The organism is Stenotrophomonas sp. SMYL20 (assembly GCF_036320045.1).
Taxonomy (GTDB): Bacteria; Pseudomonadota; Gammaproteobacteria; order Xanthomonadales; family Xanthomonadaceae; genus Stenotrophomonas; species Stenotrophomonas maltophilia_A.
Map to the genome: position 1 here is coordinate 107,932 of NZ_JAWIRT010000011.1, position 16,886 is coordinate 124,817.

The 16,886-nt window shown below is 66.2% G+C and carries 18 protein-coding genes and 1 riboswitch; of the genes, 9 read left to right on the top strand and 9 right to left on the bottom strand.

The features are described from left to right. Positions 1 to 3: 3 nt before the first annotated feature. The 4 genes from V3B48_RS10445 to V3B48_RS10460 all read right to left on the bottom strand — a co-directional run bounded on the left by V3B48_RS10445 (position 4) and on the right by V3B48_RS10460 (position 3,270). Positions 4 to 243: a SlyX family protein gene (locus tag V3B48_RS10445; RefSeq protein ID WP_019660397.1), complete on the bottom strand. Its 240-nt coding sequence runs from the start codon at positions 241 to 243 to the stop codon at positions 4 to 6. Continuing rightward, entirely contained in the window at positions 236 to 1,585 is a 1,350-nt protein-coding gene (locus V3B48_RS10450; protein ID WP_032127659.1) for a UDP-glucose/GDP-mannose dehydrogenase family protein, read from the bottom strand. The genes V3B48_RS10445 and V3B48_RS10450 overlap by 8 nt, the downstream gene beginning before the upstream one ends. 23 nt (positions 1,586 to 1,608) lie before the next feature. Continuing rightward, positions 1,609 to 2,586 carry an FKBP-type peptidyl-prolyl cis-trans isomerase gene (locus V3B48_RS10455; protein ID WP_019337358.1) on the bottom strand — a complete coding sequence of 326 codons (978 nt, stop codon included), beginning with the start codon at positions 2,584 to 2,586 and terminating at the stop codon, positions 1,609 to 1,611. A 96-nt stretch (positions 2,587 to 2,682) separates the two neighbouring features. Continuing rightward, positions 2,683 to 3,270, bottom strand: a complete 588-nt coding sequence (locus V3B48_RS10460; protein WP_019337359.1) for a glutathione peroxidase — start codon at positions 3,268 to 3,270, stop codon at positions 2,683 to 2,685. 616 nt (positions 3,271 to 3,886) lie between these two features. Between V3B48_RS10460 and V3B48_RS10465 the strand changes: the two genes are divergently transcribed. The 6 genes from V3B48_RS10465 to V3B48_RS10490 all read left to right on the top strand — a co-directional run bounded on the left by V3B48_RS10465 (position 3,887) and on the right by V3B48_RS10490 (position 8,228). After that, positions 3,887 to 4,246 (top strand): GntR family transcriptional regulator, encoded by a 360-nt coding sequence (locus V3B48_RS10465; protein WP_006453095.1) that lies wholly within the window; start codon positions 3,887 to 3,889, stop codon positions 4,244 to 4,246. Further along, a complete protein-coding gene (locus tag V3B48_RS10470; RefSeq protein ID WP_032130455.1) occupies positions 4,246 to 5,121 on the top strand; it encodes an ABC transporter ATP-binding protein in 876 nt (291 codons plus the stop codon). The genes V3B48_RS10465 and V3B48_RS10470 overlap by 1 nt, the downstream gene beginning before the upstream one ends. Beyond that, complete coding sequence (locus V3B48_RS10475; RefSeq protein ID WP_049400228.1) at positions 5,118 to 6,146, top strand: ABC-2 transporter permease; 1,029 nt, start codon at positions 5,118 to 5,120, stop codon at positions 6,144 to 6,146. Before V3B48_RS10470 ends, V3B48_RS10475 begins: the two co-directional genes overlap by 4 nt. 25 nt (positions 6,147 to 6,171) lie before the next feature. Continuing rightward, a complete protein-coding gene (locus tag V3B48_RS10480) occupies positions 6,172 to 7,059 on the top strand; it encodes a DUF4097 family beta strand repeat-containing protein (protein ID WP_032130457.1) in 888 nt (295 codons plus the stop codon). Positions 7,060 to 7,090: 31 nt separating this feature from the next. Then, positions 7,091 to 7,696 (top strand): YggN family protein, encoded by a 606-nt coding sequence (locus tag V3B48_RS10485; RefSeq protein WP_164081210.1) that lies wholly within the window; start codon positions 7,091 to 7,093, stop codon positions 7,694 to 7,696. A 106-nt stretch (positions 7,697 to 7,802) separates the two neighbouring features. Beyond that, the gene (locus V3B48_RS10490; protein WP_032130459.1) at positions 7,803 to 8,228 is read left to right on the top strand and encodes a hypothetical protein; all 426 of its coding nucleotides are present in this window, start codon (positions 7,803 to 7,805) and stop codon (positions 8,226 to 8,228) included. Positions 8,229 to 8,332: 104 nt separating this feature from the next. Here the strand turns inward: V3B48_RS10490 and V3B48_RS10495 are convergent, their stop codons facing one another. Beyond that, complete coding sequence (locus tag V3B48_RS10495) at positions 8,333 to 9,760, bottom strand: class II fumarate hydratase (protein WP_049462122.1); 1,428 nt, start codon at positions 9,758 to 9,760, stop codon at positions 8,333 to 8,335. Positions 9,761 to 10,054: 294 nt separating this feature from the next. Here V3B48_RS10495 and purB point away from each other — a divergent pair, with 294 nt between their 5' ends. After that, a complete protein-coding gene (gene purB / locus V3B48_RS10500) occupies positions 10,055 to 11,422 on the top strand; it encodes an adenylosuccinate lyase (RefSeq protein WP_049422054.1) in 1,368 nt (455 codons plus the stop codon). Positions 11,423 to 11,954: 532 nt separating this feature from the next. Here the strand turns inward: purB and nusB are convergent. From nusB to V3B48_RS10520, 4 genes are all read right to left on the bottom strand, one after another. Continuing rightward, positions 11,955 to 12,434 carry a transcription antitermination factor NusB gene (gene nusB, locus V3B48_RS10505; RefSeq protein WP_005408062.1) on the bottom strand — a complete coding sequence of 160 codons (480 nt, stop codon included), beginning with the start codon at positions 12,432 to 12,434 and terminating at the stop codon, positions 11,955 to 11,957. After that, positions 12,431 to 12,898, bottom strand: coding sequence for a 6,7-dimethyl-8-ribityllumazine synthase (gene ribH / locus V3B48_RS10510; RefSeq protein ID WP_005408061.1), 468 nt, complete (start codon positions 12,896 to 12,898; stop codon positions 12,431 to 12,433). The genes nusB and ribH overlap by 4 nt, the downstream gene beginning before the upstream one ends. Positions 12,899 to 13,044: 146 nt before the next feature. Beyond that, positions 13,045 to 14,145: a 3,4-dihydroxy-2-butanone-4-phosphate synthase gene (gene ribB, locus V3B48_RS10515; protein WP_049425006.1), complete on the bottom strand. Its 1,101-nt coding sequence runs from the start codon at positions 14,143 to 14,145 to the stop codon at positions 13,045 to 13,047. Then, complete coding sequence (locus V3B48_RS10520) at positions 14,142 to 14,768, bottom strand: riboflavin synthase (RefSeq protein WP_121504934.1); 627 nt, start codon at positions 14,766 to 14,768, stop codon at positions 14,142 to 14,144. Before V3B48_RS10520 ends, ribB begins: the two co-directional genes overlap by 4 nt. 74 nt (positions 14,769 to 14,842) lie before the next feature. After that, positions 14,843 to 14,988, bottom strand: a riboswitch (FMN riboswitch). A gap of 187 nt (positions 14,989 to 15,175) precedes the next feature. Between V3B48_RS10520 and V3B48_RS10525 the strand changes: the two genes are divergently transcribed. Both V3B48_RS10525 and V3B48_RS10530 read left to right on the top strand, forming a co-directional pair. Next, positions 15,176 to 15,796: a hypothetical protein gene (locus V3B48_RS10525; RefSeq protein WP_121504866.1), complete on the top strand. Its 621-nt coding sequence runs from the start codon at positions 15,176 to 15,178 to the stop codon at positions 15,794 to 15,796. A gap of 152 nt (positions 15,797 to 15,948) precedes the next feature. Next, positions 15,949 to 16,833, top strand: a complete 885-nt coding sequence (locus V3B48_RS10530) for a hypothetical protein (protein ID WP_121504865.1) — start codon at positions 15,949 to 15,951, stop codon at positions 16,831 to 16,833. The last annotated feature ends 53 nt before the right edge of the window (positions 16,834 to 16,886 follow it).

A 16,886-nucleotide genomic window follows, 5' to 3' on the forward strand; every position in this document is an offset into this window, starting at 1 on the left:
GGATCAGTAGTGCGGCGGCGGCGGTTCGCTCGCCGGATCGGAAGAATTCAGTGCGTTGCGGACCTTGCCCAGGTCTTCCAGCAGCACGCGCAGCACATCGGCGTTGCGCATGCCCTGCATGCGGGCATCAGCCAGCGCGTCGCTCAGCTCGGCCAGCGCCTGTTCCTGGAAGGACACGCGCATTTCCAGCTCGACCAGGCGCGCTTCCAGCGCCTGCTCGCGTTCAGTGGGCAGATCAGACATGCAACGAGCGCCCCCGGCCAATGCCGTAGTACGCAAGACCTGCGGCTTCCACTTCGCCCGGCTCATACAGGTTGCGGCCGTCGAACACCGCCGCATCCTTCAGCTGCTCGCGCAGCTTCTGGAAGTCGGGGCTGCGGAACTGCTTCCACTCGGTGACTACCACCAGCGCGTCAGCACCCTGCAGCGCTTCATCGGCACTGTTGCAGAACACCAGGTCATCGCGTTCGCCGAAGATGCGCTGCGACTCGTGCATCGCCTCCGGATCGTAGGCACGCACCGTCGCACCGCCTTCCCACAGCTGCGCCAGCAGTCGACGGCTGGAGGCCTCACGCATGTCGTCGGTGTTCGGCTTGAAGGCCAGACCCCATACGGCGAAGGTCTTTCCACGCACGCCCTCGTCCTCGCCCTTGTCGTAATGACGCTGGATGAGGGCAAACAGATGGCCCTTCTGCGCATCGTTGACCGCTTCAACCGCATTGAGCAGCTTCGGCTCAAGGCCATACTGCTGGGCGGTACGGGCCAATGCCTGCACGTCCTTGGGGAAGCACGAGCCGCCGTAACCGGCACCCGGATAGATGAAGTGCCAGCCGATGCGTGGATCCGAACCAATGCCCTGGCGGACCTGCTCGACATCGGCACCGACGCGTTCAGCGATGTTGGCGATTTCATTCATGAACGAAATCTTGGTCGCCAGCATCGCATTGGCGGCGTACTTGGTCAGTTCGGCCGAACGCACGTCCATTTCCACCACGCGGTCGTGGTTGCGGTTGAACGGCGCGTACAGGCGACGCATCACCGCCACCGACTCTTCGTTCGCCGCACCGATGATGATGCGGTCCGGGCGCATGCAGTCCGCAACCGCATCGCCTTCCTTCAGGAATTCCGGGTTGGACACCACGTCGAAGGCGATGTCCGCGCCACGCGCGGCCAGCTCTTCGGCAATGGCGGCACGCACCTTGTCGGCGGTGCCAACCGGCACCGTCGACTTGTTCACCACCACGGTCGGCACACTCATGTGCCGACCAATGGTTCGGGCTACGGCAAGCACGTATTGAAGATCGGCACTGCCATCCTCGTCCGGTGGCGTACCAACGGCGATGAACACCACCTGGCCGTGATCGATGGCGGCCGCGGCATCCGTGGTGAACGCCAGCCGCGCTGCGGCATGGTTGGCCTTCACCATCGGCTCCAGGCCGGGTTCATAGATCGGGATGATGCCCTGGTTGAGGCCATCCACCTTGGCCTGGTCGATATCGACACAGACCACCTGATGACCAACATCGGCCAGGCAGGTACCGGTCACCAGTCCAACGTAGCCGGTACCAAAAATCGCAACGCGCATATCCGTATTCGCTCCTGAATGACTTACGGCAGAACGCCCAGCAGCTCGACGTCGAACGTCAGAGTCGCGTTCGGGCCGATCGGGCCGCCCGGGGTGCCGTTCTCACCGTAGGCGAGTTCGCCCGGGATCCAGAAGCGGTACTTCGAACCGACCGGCATCAGCGCGACGCCTTCGGTCCAGCCCTTGATCACCTGGTCCAGACCGAACTCGGCCGGCTGGCGGCCGTAGGAACTGTCGAACACGGTGCCGTTGAGCAGCTTGCCTTCGTAGTTCACGCGCACCTTGCTGCTCGGCAGCGGGCGCTCGCCGCTACCCGGGCGGATCACCTGGTACTGCAGGCCCGACGAGGTGGTCACCACGCCCGGCTGGGTCTTGTTCTTGGCCAGGAATGCGTTGCCTTCCGTGCGGTTGGTCTGCGCAGCCTGGGCGGCCTTGGCCTGCATTTCAGCCTGCTTGGCACCCATGAAGGCCTGGATGGTGGCGGTCGCGTCAGCTTCCGTCATCTTCGGCTGGCCCTTGGTCAGGCCGGTGCTGATTGCGTCAAACAACGAGGCGACATCGATATCGTCCTTCAGCTGCGCCAGCGACGGACCCACCGAGTAGGAGCCGATCATCTGCGACACCTTGACGCGGTCGACCTTCGGCGGCTGCGAGCCCGGTGCCACGCCCGGCACCTGCTGGCCGCTGCGGGCCATCACGACCTGGCGCAGGGCGGCATCGGTGGCCTTGGCCTGTTCCTGGGTGATCTGCGGCTGCAGGCCCTCGAACGAACGCTCAACGGCGGTGCGCAGGGCGGCCACATCGATCTCATCGGCGATCGGGGTGAACGACTTGGCGACATCAAGGCCGATGGCGTAGCCGAGCTTCTGCTTGGGGGAATTCAAGGTTGCGGTCTCCTTGGCGGCTGCGGGGGCAGCCGGTTGTTGCGACAGAGCGACACCCGAAGTGCCCATCGCCAGAATCAGAACCGACGCCGCGGCGCCGCGCATTCCCATCTTCATTCGCTGCATTCCTGGAAGTGTCTGGGCGCCGACGTCGGCGCGAAAAGAAGCATTGTCGCACGCATGCCGTCGATGTCGAGGCATGCGTGCCGGATATCAATGCGTGGCGGCTGCCGCCAGCGCCTTGTCGATGGCCGCGGTCAGCTGCGGATCGTCCGGCGTCACCTTGCTGGCGAACTGGGCAATGACCTTGCCATCGCGGCCCACGAGGTACTTGTGGAAGTTCCAGGCCGGCGCAACGCCGGTCGCTGCGGTCAACCGCTGGTACAGCGGCGTGGCCTGCGTGCCGACCACATGCACCTTCTCGAACATCGGGAACTTGACGCCGTAGGTCAGGGTGCAGAAGTCCTGGATCTGCTTCTCGTCACCCGGTTCCTGGCCCTTGAAGTCATTGGAAGGAAAGCCCAGCACCGCAAAACCGCGGCCTGCATAGCGCTTCTGCAGCGCCTCCAGCCCTTCGTACTGCGGCGTGTAGCCACACTTGCTGGCGGTGTTGACCACCAGCAGCACTTGCCCGTGATAGCGCTGCTGCAGATTCACCTGCTGCTTGCTGGCCAACGGCCGGTATTCCAGATCGAGCAGGTCGGCCGCCAGCGCACTGGCGGAACCGGCGGCGCCGGCCACCATCAGGGCCAGCAGGGACAGGCCGCGCAGGCGGCACGGGGAAACGGTCGGCAGGGGCATCAGAGGCGGTCCGCGGTAGCCATTCACAAGGCCCGGCCAGTGCTGGCCGGGAATCGGCCGAACTATAGCACCGGGCTCTGCAGCCCCTGATGGCACAGGTCCCCCCCGGGCTTTGCGCGGCGTGGCGAATGTGCTGCCCGGGCGCCATCGAAGGCGCAGTGATGACATAGCATGGACATCACTGAATGGAAGGCCGCCCCGAAAAGCCCCCTGCAGAAGATCAATTTCCCTTTTAAATCAATCGACTAAAGGGATGTTTCAGCAATCTGACCACCCCTGCCATCAGTTGGGGACGGCAAGGGGTTGCACGTAGGCGTGCCGGTGTTATAGTTGCATACAACACCAGTCACCTGAGACAGGGGGAAGCCATGAACGTCCGGATCCGTCGCAACCTCACCGCACCCGCGGCCGTCGCTGTTTCGACCCTGCTCGTGCTGGCCTGGTGGGCCACGCCCACCGCCCCTGTTTCCGCCGCTGCTGAAAGTGCGCAGGACGCGACTCTCTCCCCCGCAGGGAACGCCCCCTCCTCCTCCCCCCCTCCCCCGCGTCGGCTGCACAGCGCGCTGTCCATGCCGTATTTCTCGTTCGCCCAGCCGCTGACCCCACGGAGCTGAATATGAGCGACATCCAGTGGAGCGACGGCGCTCCCATCTACCGTCAGTTGAAGGAGCGCGTGATCGCCATGATGCTCGACGGAATCCTCAAGCCGGGCGATGCCCTGCCTTCGGTGCGCCAGGTGGCCGCCGACTATCAACTCAACCCCATCACCGTTTCGCGCGCTTACCAGGAGCTGGCCGACGAAGGCCTGGTCGAGAAGCGCCGCGGCCTGGGCATGTTCATGACCGAGCAGGCGGCCACGCAGCTGCGCAGCAGCGAGCGCGACCGTTTCCTCAACGAAGAATGGCCGGCGGTTCTGGAGCGCATCCAGCGCCTGGGCCTGAGCCTCGACGAATTGCTGCCCCAGGGGAAAGTCTGATGAATAGCACTGCAAGTGAGTCGGTCATCACCGCCCGAGGCCTGCGCAAGGCCTACAAGACCACGGTCGCCCTCGACAACGCCAGTTTCAGCATTCCAAGCGGACGCATCGTCGGCCTGATCGGGCCCAATGGCGCCGGCAAGACCACCGCGCTGAAGGCCATTCTTGGGCTGACCTCGGTGGAGGGTGAACTGAGCGTGCTCGGCCGCGACCCGCGACTGCACCGCGACGAACTGATGAACGACATCTGCTTCATCGCCGACGTCGCCGTGCTGCCGCGCTGGCTGAAGGTGCGCGAGGCGATCGATTTCGTGGCCGGCGTCCACCCGCGCTTCGACCGCGCCCGCTGCGAGCGCTTCCTGGCCAACACCAAGCTGCAGCCGAAGCAGCGCGTGCGCGAGCTGTCCAAGGGCATGATCGTGCAGCTGCACCTGGCGCTGGTGATGGCCATCGATGCCCGCATCCTGGTGCTGGACGAGCCGACCCTCGGCCTGGACATCCTGTACCGCAAGGAGTTCTACCAGCGCCTGCTGGAAGACTACTTCGACGAACAGAAAACCATCATCGTCACCACCCACCAGGTGGAGGAGATCGAGCACATCCTCAGCGACGTGATGTTCATCCGCGATGGCCGCATCGTGCTCGACGCGGAAATGGACGACGTCGGCCAGCGCTATACCGAGCTGCTGGTCAATGCCGACCAGCTGGACACCGCGCGCGCCCTGAAGCCGATCGACGAGCGCAGCCTGGCGTTCGGCAAGACGGTGATGCTGTTCGATGGCGTGCCGCGCACCCAGCTTTCCTCTCTCGGCGAGACCCGCATTCCGGGCCTGGCCGACCTGTTCGTCGCCATCATGAAGGGGACCTACGCATGAATGCCGTCAACCACCCCGTCAGCCCGATCGGCACCCTGCGCTGGCTGCTCAAGCGCGAGTACTGGGAGAACCGCGGCGGCTTCCTGTATGCCCCGTTGATCGCGGGCCTGATCTCACTGGTGATGAGCATCGCCGGCATTGCCTTCGGCCTGTTCGCGCTGAACCGTGCAGCACGCGACGGCGGCCTGCACATCGATGGCGAGAACGTGAACATCAACGGCCTGAACCTGGCCCTGCTCACCCGTGACATCAGTGCCAAGGACCTTGCTGATCTTGGCAACGGCCTGGACCTGACGCTGGTACTCAGTTCAAGTTGGCCGTTCGTGGTGCTGGCCTTCGTCGTGTTCTTCTACTGCCTGGGCGCCCTCTACGACGATCGCCGTGACCGCAGCATACTGTTCTGGAAGTCGTTGCCGCTGTCGGACACGCAGACCGTGCTGTCCAAGGTGATCAGCGCACTGATCGTGGCACCGTTGATCGCGGTCATCGCCGGCATCCTCACCATGTTTGGCTTCATGCTGATCATCAGCGCCGTCGCACTGCTGCACGGCGGCAGCCCGATGACCCTGATCTGGGGCCCGGCCAGCCCGCTGACCCTGGCCGCTGGGCACCTGGCCTGGATTCCGGTCTATGCCCTGTGGGCCCTGCCCACCGCCGGCTGGCTGTTGCTGTGCTCGGCATGGGCCAGGAGCAAGCCGTTCCTGTGGGCGGTAATGTTGCCGCTGTTTGCCGGCATCATTGTCAGCTCCACCAAGATGATGCCGCTGTTCGGCCTGACCACCGGCTGGTTCTGGCAGAACATCGTCGGCCGCCTGCTGCTGGGCGGCGTGCCCGGCATGGACCTGCTGTATCGCCTCGGCGCCGACGAAGCATCGCGCCGCGATCTGGACTCGGTCGTCAGCCTGATGTCCCCCGCCTCGCAGCTGAAGTCGCTGGCGATGCCGGAGCTGTGGATCGGCGCCGTCGTCGGTGCAGTGTTCATCTTCCTTGCCATCCGCCTGCGCAAGCGCGCCGGCGAGATCTGATCCCATCCATCCGGAGGCACCACCCATGCGTTCTTTGCTCGCCTGTTCTGCGTTGTTGCTGTTGCCGTTGTCGGCGCTGGCCGCCGATGCTCCGAACTGCAAGTTCACTGCTGCCCGCGCACTGAAGCTGGACGTGGCTGGTGCCAGGACGGTGGTGTTCGAGGTCAACCAGCATGACCTGAAGGTGGTCGCCAGCGCTGGCGGCGGCCAGCTGGACGGCCGCGCCTGCGCGTCCAGCCAGGAATGGCTGGACCAGCTGGTGCTGGAGCAGCGCAAGGTCGGCGACAAGCTGGTGGTGAGCCTGCGCCGCGACGGCCGCCAAAGCGGTATCAGCCTGGGCAACAGCTACGCCTGGCTGGATATCCGTGGCAGCGTGCCGGACAACATGCCGCTGCAGTTCAAGATCGGCTCGGGCGATGCCAGCGTGGAGAACGCACAGTCGCTGAGCGTGGACGTGGGTTCCGGTGATGCCGTGGTCCGCGGTACCCGCGGCAGCATCCACGCTGCAGTGGGTTCGGGCGACCTCAACATCGATGGCGGCAGCTCCCTGAATCTGCTGTCGCTGGGTTCCGGCGACGTCACCGTACGCAACATCAGCGGCGATGCCAGCACCGGTACCGTCGGCTCCGGTGACCTGAAGATCAGCGATGTGCGTGGCAACGCGCGGCTGGATACCGTGGGCTCGGGTGATATCGAGTTCAAGCGCGTGCAGGGCAGCGTTGAAGTGGGCGTGGTCGGCTCCGGCGGGGTCGATCTGGCCGACATCGGTGGCAATGTGCATGTCCGCAGCCACGGCTCGGGCGACATCAACGTCGACGGCGTGCGCGGCACCCTGACCGTCGACCACAGCGGCAGCGGTGACGTCGATCATCGCAACGTCAGCGGCCGGGTCACTCTGCCGCGCAGCAAGTAAACCCTCTTCCAGACACTACCAGGGGAACACCATGAACCTGTTGCGCCTGTTGCCCGCTGTGCTGCTGTCCCTGCCGCTGATCGCCTGCGGCGGCACGTCGTCAGCACCCGACAAGACCGTTGGCAAGAGTGTGGCCGAAGCCACAGGCGGCGTCGGCGAGACCGTCAGGAACGCGATGGACGATGCCCGCAAGGATATCGCCCAGGGCAACATCAAGATCTCGGCGGACAAGCAGCCGCGTGCGGAGATCACGCCGGATGGCCGCCTGCTGATCGCGGGCAAGGAGATCGCCGCCAACGATATCCAGCGCCGTCATCTGCAGGACTACCGCGGCCACGTGGTCGCCATCGCGATGGACGGTATGGATGTCGGCCTGGCCGGCGCCAAGCTGGGTGCCAGTGCTGCCGGCGAAGCGCTGAAGGGCATTTTCAGCGGCGACAGCGAAGGTGTCGAAAAGCGCATCAATGCCGAAGCCGAGAAGATCGAAGCCCAGGCCAAGCGCATCTGCGACCGCCTTCCGGCGATGCTGGCCAGCCAGCAGGCGCTCGCACGTGAACTGCCGGCATTCAAGCCCTACGCGACCATGGACCAGAGCGACGTGGACGACTGCGGCAAGGACACCGTGGTCCAGCGCTAGGCCTGTGACAGATCAGCGCACCCGGCCGGCAGCGGCGTCCGGCTGCCGGCCGTAGTGCGCCGCCCGGCTTACAATGGCGGCCCCGGACGCCCCCGAACCGAATGTCATGAAGAAGCTGTTTCTGCTGTTGACCGCCCTGCTCTGCCTTGGCCTGGCCGGCTGTGACCAGGAGTACCGCAACCACCGCGCCGAGCGTGGCAAGCCCAAGATTTCCGTCAGCGAAGGCATGGTCACCGTGCGTCGCCCGCCCGCGCCGAACATCATCATCCTCGCCGACGGCACGATGAAGATGGACGAGATCCAGATTCCGCTGGACGACGGGCAGAAACAGATGCTGCAGACCATGTTCGGCAAGCTGCAGGTGCTGCGCCAGAACACCCTGGTGGCCGCACCGGCCGATCCCAACATGCAGCCGGTGAAGATCCAACCGCCGGAGGGCATGGTCGTGATTCCGGCGGACCTGATCCAGCGCATCCCGGAGTTCAAGGATTACACCGACACCTTCGGCAACATCGTCGCCGACCGTCGCTGAAAAAAAACGCCGCCCAAAGGGCGGCGTTTCTGCTTTCTGTAGAGTCGAGCCATGCTCGACTCCGGAACAACAGTCGAGCATGGCTCGACTCTACAACCGGCCGATCAACCGCCGGCGCCGCCGCCACCGGCCTGGATGCCACCGGCGGTCAGCGCGGTCGGGTCCAGCAGGCGACGCAGCTCGGCCTCCTCCAGTCCACTGTCCTCCAGCGCCACATCCAGCACCGGGCGCTGTTCCTTGTACGCACGCTTGGCAATCGCCGCAGCCTTCTCGTAGCCGATGATCGGGTTGAGGGCGGTAACCAAGATCGGGTTGCGCGCCAGCGCCTCGGCAACGCGGTCCTCGCGCACCTTCAGCCCGGCAATCGCACTGTCGGCCAGCAGGGTGGACACGTTGGCCAGCAGGCCGATGCCATCGAGCAGGTTCACTGCGATCAGCGGCAGGGTGACGTTGAGCTGGAAGTTGCCGGTCTGCCCGGCCACGGTGATCGCAGTGTGGTGACCGATCACCTGTGCACAGGCCATCACCGTCGCTTCCGGAATCACAGGGTTGACCTTGCCCGGCATGATCGAGCTGCCCGGCTGCAGCGCCGGCAGTTCGATCTCGCCCAGCCCGGCCAGCGGACCGGCGTTCATCCAACGCAGGTCGTTGGCGATCTTGATCAGCGCCACCGCCAGCGCATTGAGCTGACCGGAAAGCTCCACCGCGTCGTCCTGTGCGGCCAGGCCTTCGAACTTGTTCTCGGCACTGTCGAACTTGAAACCGGTCTGCTGCTTCAGTGCCTTGGCCACCTGTGCACCGAAGCGCGGATCGGCATTGATGCCGGTGCCGATGGCGGTGCCACCCAGCGGCAGCCGGCGCACGCGCTTGAGGCTGTCTTCGATACGCTCCTGCGCCGACGCCAGCTGCGCCGACCACGCGCCGAATTCCTGCTCGAAGGTCAGCGGCATCGCATCCATCAGGTGGGTGCGGCCGGTCTTGACCACCTTGCGCAGGCTGCGGCCCTTCTTGTCCAGTGTCTTGCGCAGGTGCACCAGCGCCGGCAGCAGCTGCTCATGCGTCGCCAACACCGCCGACACCCGCAACGCGGTCGGAATCACGTCGTTGGAGCTCTGCCCCTGGTTGACGTGGTCATTGGGGTGCACACTGGTCTTGCCCGCCTTGCCGGCACGGTTGGCCAGGGTGGCGATGACCTCATTGGCATTCATGTTCGACGACGTGCCAGAACCCGTCTGGTAGACATCGATCGGGAACTGCGCGTCCCAGTTGCCGGCGGCCACTTCGGCGGCAGCGGTCTGGATGGCCTTGGCCACGTTCTTCGGCAGGTGGCCCAGTTCTGCGTTGACGCCCGCGGCGGCGCCCTTGACCAGGCCCAGGGCACGGATGAAACCGCGCGGCATGCGCTGGCCCGACACCGGGAAGTTCTGCACGGCACGCTGGGTCTGGGCGCCCCACAGTGCGTCCGCAGGCACCTGCAGCTCGCCCATGCTGTCGTGTTCGATTCTGAAACCCTTGCTTGCAGCTTTGCTCATTGCATCAACTCCGCACTACTTCAGTTGGGGAAAGGGAAGCGGCGGCTGGCAGGGTGTCGCTTCCCGGGCTGGCGGCTGCGCCAACGATACTCCCTTGCCCGCAGCGTGGGATGACGAGGGCGGGCCAGATCGTTTCATCCGCAGGGCCGATCTGCACGCGCAAGGGGTAGTGCCGGCCGCTGGCCAGCAATCCATGGAAGCGTGGGCCGGGCGTGGTTGCCGGCCAGCGGCCGGCACTACCTCACCGGCACGTCGTAGAATATGGCCCCCGCCGCTCGCCCCAGCCCTGCCGACATGTCCGATTCCGCCCTGCTCGCCCTGTCCCCGCTCGATGGCCGCTATGCCGGCAAGGTCGACGCCCTGCGCCCGATCTTCTCCGAGTACGGCCTGATCAAGGCCCGCATCACGGTCGAAGTGGAGTGGCTGCTGGCCCTGGCCGCCGAGCCGGGCATCGTCGAACTGGCCCCGTTCTCCGACGCCGCCATCGCGCGCCTGCGTGCCCTGGCCGCCAGCTTCAGCCCGGTCCAGGCCGCGCGCGTGAAGGAGATCGAGCGCACCACCAACCATGACGTCAAGGCGGTGGAGTACTTCATCAAGGAACAGCTGAAGGACGACGCCGAGCTGGCCCCGGCGCTGGAATTCGTGCATTTCGCCTGCACCAGCGAAGACATCAACAACCTCAGCTACGGCCTGATGCTGGAACAGGCGCGCCGCGAGGTGCTGCTGCCGACCCTGGACGGCATCGCCAACAGCCTGCGCAGCCTGGCCCACGCCCAGGCCGGCCAGCCGATGCTGTCGCGCACCCACGGCCAGACCGCCTCGCCGACCACCCTGGGCAAGGAACTGGCCAACGTGGTCGCCCGCCTGGAACGCCAGCGCAGGCAGATTGCCGCGGTCGAACTGACCGGCAAGATCAATGGCGCGGTGGGCAACTACAACGCCCACATCGCCAGCTACCCGGACGTGGACTGGCCGGCCTTCGCCGAGCGCTTCGTGACCGGCCTGGGCCTGGTGTTCAACCCGTACACCACGCAGATCGAGCCGCACGACAACATCGCCGAAATCGGCGATGCCGCACGCCGCGCCAACATCATCCTGATCGACCTGGCGCGCGACATCTGGGGCTATGTTTCGCTGGGCTACTTCAAGCAGCGCCTGAAGGAAGGTGAAGTCGGCTCGTCGACGATGCCGCACAAGGTCAACCCGATCGACTTCGAGAATGCGGAAGGCAACTTCGGCATTGCCAACGCACTGTTCGAGCACTTCAGCGCGAAGCTGCCGATCAGCCGCTGGCAGCGTGACCTGACTGACTCCACCGTGCTGCGTGCGCTGGGCACCGCGTTCGGCCACAGCCAGGTGGCGCTGGATTCGCTGGCCAAGGGCCTGGGCAAGCTGGAAGTGAACCCACAGCGCCTGGATGCCGATCTGGACGCGGCCTGGGAAGTGCTGGCCGAAGCCGTGCAGACGGTGATGCGCCGCCACGGCCTGCCGAACCCGTACGAGCAGCTGAAGGCGCTGACCCGCGGCCAGGGCATCACGGCCGAGTCGATGCGTGCGTTCGTGCAGGGGCTGGAGCTGCCGGCGGATGCGAAGCAGCGCCTGCTGGAGATGACCCCGGGCAGCTACACCGGCCTGGCCGAGTCGCTGGCGAAGAAGATTTAAGGAGTTTCCTTTGCGGCGGCGGCCGCGGGCGCTGCCTGCGGCAGGCAACGGCAACAGCAACGTCAAGAGCGGCTCTGGATTGCTGCTAGCTGGGCGGTACGGGATGGGCCAGCGGGACACGCCGTAAACCCGTCCATGGGGGCTCGATGGCGCCATCCATGGCGCCAACGGTCCCGCTGGCCCATCCCGTCCCACCTCTGACAGATTCCTGGTGACGGATCGAAGAGCTTTGGGTTGTCGGGACGGAATTTGAAAGAGGGGCGCGGCTTCGCCGCGTCCCTCTTTTGTTTTGGCATGAGCAAGCGCAGCGCGCGACCCGCCGTTGCCTTTGATCTTCTTCCATTCCGTGGCGGGCCGCGCAGGAAACTGTCAGGGGCCGGGGGGGGGGGGGGGGGGGGGGGGGGGGGGGGGGGGGGGGGGGGGGGGGGGGGGGGGGGGGGGGGGGGGGGGGGGGGCGGGCGGCCCCCCCGGGCCCCCCCCCCCCCCCCCCCCCCGCCGCCCCCCCCCCCCCCCCGCCACTACCACAGGTGGGTCAGTGACCCGATTCGACCTTGCGCCATTCCACGGCGGCACGATCCAGCACGCCGTTGACGTAGGTATGGCCATGCTCGGAACCGAAGCGCTTGGCCGATTCGATGGCTTCGTTGATCACCACGCGGTACGGCACGTCCAGGCGGTAGCGCAGCTCGTAGGCGGCCAGGCGCAGCACCGCGCGTTCGATCGCGTCCACTTCTTCGATGCCACGGTCCAGGTACGGGCCGAGCGCTTCGTCGATGTCGCGGCGGTTGTCGAGCACGCCGTGCAGCAGTGCTTCGAAGTACGCCAGGTCGGCGATTTCGCGGGCCTGCTCGTGGGCGAACTGGGCGATCAGCGACTGGGCGTTGCCGCCGGAGATCTGCCAGGCGTAGATGGCCTGCACAGCACGACGGCGCGCGCGCGAGCGCAGCACCGGATCGACGCCATCACGGCGGACGGGTTTACCGGAGGGCTTGCCCTGGGTGTTCTTGTTCATGGCAGCTGCTCCAGAAGATTGACCATTTCCAATGCGGCGAGTGCGACTTCCTCGCCCTTGTTGCCGTGGCTGCCGCCTGCGCGGGCCTCGGCGTCTTCAACGCGTTCCACCGCCAGCACGCCGTTCAGCACCGGCACGCCGAAGTCCAGCTGCACGCGCATCAGGCCTTCGGCGCAGCGATCGGCCACGTGCTCGTAGTGGCGGGTATCGCCACGGATCACGCAGCCCAGGGTAAGGATGGCGGCGTGTTCGTGGGCGGCGGCCAGGCGCGCGGCCACCAGCGGCAGTTCCCAGGCACCCGGCACGCGGATCACGTCGATGTTGGCTTCGGTGATGCCGTTGCCAGCCAGGCTCTGGCGGGCGCCAGCGACCAGCGTGTCGGTGATGCGGGCGTTCCAGCGGCTGGCCAGGATGGCGAAGCGCGCCGATTCGGGAGTGCGAAGATCGCCTTCGAAGTGGCTCATATGCGGCTTGGGGGACTCGATAAGGGGGTAATTCTAGCGTGGATGGGCCCCGGCCGTGGCCGATGGTGGCCCGGGGCGGGGGGGCCCCCCCCCCGCCCCCCCCCCGCGGGGGGGGGGGGGGCCCCCCCCCCCCCCGCCACTACCCATTACAGGGTCACCGTCTCCACCACTTCCAGGCCGTAGCCGGCCAGGCCGATCTGGCGGCGCGGGGTGCCCAGTACGCGCAGCTTGCCCAGGCCCAGGTCGGACAGGATCTGTGCGCCAGCACCATTGCGGCGCCACTGGCTCACGTCCTTGTCCTTGCCCGGTACCACCGGCGCAGGCTGCTGCCGCAGGCGGGCCAGCAGGGCCTCGCCGTCGCGCGGGGCCGACAGCACCACCATCACGCCGGCGCCTTCGGCATCGATCGCGCGCAGGGCATCGGTGGCAGCCACGCCGAAGTCATCGCGGCGCCAGTGCAGCAGGTCGGCCAGCGGGTTTTCCACCTGCACGCGCACCAGGGTCGGCGTTTCGGCATCCGGGGTGCCGCGCACCAGGGCGAAATGCACGTCGTGGGCGATGCGATCGCGGTAGGTGACCAGCTTGAACGGGCCGAACTCGGTCTCGATCTCGCGCTCGTCCACACGCTCGACGGTCTTTTCGGTGGCCAGGCGGTAGGCGATCAGGTCGGCGATGGAGCCCATCTTCAGGCCGTGCTCGCGGGCGAACACTTCCAGCTCCGGGCGGCGCGCCATGCTGCCATCCGGGTTCAGGATCTCCACCAGCACGCCGGCCGGTTCCAGCCCGGCCAGCATGGCCATGTCCACGGCGGCTTCGGTGTGGCCGGCGCGGGTCAGGACGCCGCCCGGCTGAGCGATCAGCGGGAAGATGTGGCCCGGCTGGTGCAGGTCCGACGGCTTGGCGTTGGGCTTCACCGCGGTACGGATGGTGTGCGCGCGGTCATGCGCCGAGATGCCGGTGGTGACGCCCTCGGCGGCCTCGATGCTGACCGTGAAATTGGTCTGGAACTGCGCGGTATTGGCCTGCACCATCGGCGCCAGGCCGAGATCGGCGGCGCGGGTGCGGTTCAGCGGCAGGCACACCAGGCCACGGCCATGGGTGACCATGAAGTTGATGTCGCTGGCCTTGACCAGCTCGGCGGCCATGATCAGGTCGCCTTCGTTCTCGCGGTCTTCGTCATCGACGATGACGACCATGCGGCCCAGGCGGATGTCTTCCAGGATTTCCGGAATCGGGGCGAAGTTCATGCTGCATCTCCATGCGGGTGCTGGCCGTTGGCCGGCACGCTGATCAGGCGTTCGACGTAGCGGGCGACCAGATCGATTTCAAGATTGACCGCGCTGCCCACGCCTGCGGCGGAGAAGGCGGTGTTGGCCACCGTGTGCGGGATCAGGGCGACTTCAAAACCTTCATCGTCCACTTCGTTGACGGTGAGGCTGACGCCGTCCACGCAGATCGAGCCCTTCTTGGCGATGTAGCGGCGCAGCGAGGCCGGCGCTGCGAAACGCCAACGCTGGGCACGCGCGTCTTCGTGGATGGACAGCACCTGGCCGAGGCCGTCGACGTGGCCGCTGACCAGATGGCCGCCGAGGCGGTCGGTCGGGCGCATCGCGCGTTCCAGGTTGATGACCGCACCCTCGCCCAGCTGGCCCAGCGTAGTCAGGCCCAGGGTCTCGGTGGAGGCATCGGCCTGGAAGCTGCTGGCGTCGAATGCGATGACGGTGAGGCAGACGCCGTTGATGGCAATGCTCTCGCCCATCTGCACGTTGTCGAACGGCAGAGTCCCGACATTGAAGGTGAAGCGGACATCGCCGCCGATGGATTCGCGTGCGGCCAGACGGCCGACGCCTTCGATGATTCCAGTAAACAAGTAACGTTCTCCGCGAAAAGTGAGCGAAAAACGCCGCAAGGCAAACAGGCGCACGCAGGGCATGAGCCCTGTGGCACCGTCTTCTTTCATCCGGACTATGACCGTCGGCTCCGGCATTGGACCGGATCTGCTGACCCCCGGCCGTGAGCCGGGGCGCTCGCGGGCTCGTGCTTGCGCACCTACCGCCGGTGGGGAATTGCACCCCGCCCTGAAGACGTTTGTGTACCGGCGAACCGGCGTGGCTAGTGTACCAGCCCGTGCTGAACGGGGTCGGATGCCACAGCTGTGACGGCCGTCGCTCGCAATTTGTAAAACTTTCATTAAAATTCTGCCCCGGACGACATGAGGTCGCCACGGGCAGCCCGCTGGGCAGGCCCGCCAAAGGACTGAAATTCACAGGAATTCCCATGCGCAAGATGCTGATCGTGGCCGCCCTGCTGGCCACCGCCCCGCTCTCGGCTTCGGCCGACGCCCTGAGCTACACCTACGTTGAAGGCGGTTGGACGCAGGTCAAGGTTGACGACAACGCACTGGACGACCCGAAGGTCGACGGCGGCTACCTGCGTGGCTCCGTGGCCATCGCCGAACAGGTCTACGTGTTTGGTGGCTGGTCGCGCACCAGCAAGACCTATCACTACAGCGACGGTTCGCTGAAGGTTGAACTGAATCAGCCGGAGCTGGGCATCGGCTACCACATGCCGTGGACCGACCGCGTCGACTTCACCGCCGACATCGCCTGGGTGCGCCAGAACGCTGAGCTGACCGATCGTTATGACGGCTACAGCGACCGCTACAAGGACCACACCAACCTGGCCCGCGCCACCATGGGCATCCGCGGCAAGCCGTCGCGCATGACCGAAGCCTGGGCCAAGGCCGGTTACATGGACGGCGGCAACAACTACAAGGGCACCTGGGTCGGCACCATCGGTGGCCAGATCAACTTCACCAGGACCTGGGGTCTGGTGGGCGAGATCTCCGGCTACCGCGACGTCACCCAGTACTCGGCCGGCGTCCGCGCCAGCTTCTGATCCAGCGATCGCTCCTCGTCGTGCGATCGAACGGGCCCCGCAAGGGGCCCGTTTTTTTGGCCGCCATACACGACCTCGTGACCCCATCGCGCCATCGAAAGTCCACGCAGATGCGCTAGGCTTGCGCGCCTCTGGAACAGGAAAACACCGTCATGAAGACCCCCACCCGTACTCTGCTGGCCAGCATGCTGCTGTGCGCCCCGCTGATCGCCACGGCCGCCCCGGCCACGCTGTCGCCCGAACAGGCGTTCGACCTGTATGCACGCACCCTGCTGGAAGACGACGCGACCGCCACGCGCGCGCTCAACGACGCACTGAAACCGGCATTCGAAGGCCAGGACGCTGTGACCCCGAACCCGGGTGCGCTGGCCAAGGCATTGGCCGAACCCTGGCAGACCGTACTGGCCAGCACCGGCGCCAAGGTAGACGCTGCAGCCACCGAAGCGCTGTACGCCAAGGCGCTGCGTGATTCGAAGTGCCGCGCCACCAAGAGCGTGATCGAAGACAACGAATACGTTGAAGACCAGAAGCTGGCTCGGATCACCTACAGCTGCCAGCTGCCCGACCTGGGCAAGGTGCGCCCGCTGTTCGCCGCCAGCCTCGCATCCGATGCCAGCCCGGCCTCGCGCAAGCAGTTCACCGATGCCTACACCCAAGCGCTGCAGAGTGGCGCGCGCGTGCCGGTCAGCGGCACCTTCACCCTGTACCCGGCCAAGGACAACGGCTACTGGTACAGCGGCAATTTCGATGACCTGGTGGGCACCGTGGCCGGTGCGCTGGCACCGTTCGAGGACTGGATGCAGGACGCGCAGGCGGCCAACGCGCCGAAGGTGACCGGCGTACCGGGCTGCGACCTGTTGCTGCAGCAGCATCGTGCCTGCGTGGCGAAGGTCGCACCGGACCAGATCAGCGGCGTGGACGCCATGGCCGAGGAGCTGAAGGCCAAGGCACAGGTGCAGTCGGCCGATGAGATGACGCAGGAGTGCAAGGCACTGCGCCCGATCGCCGAGATGATGTGGACCGACGAGTGCGCGTGAGCCGCGTGTAGAGCCGAGCCCACGCTCGGCTCATTGTCGCCGACGACGAGGGC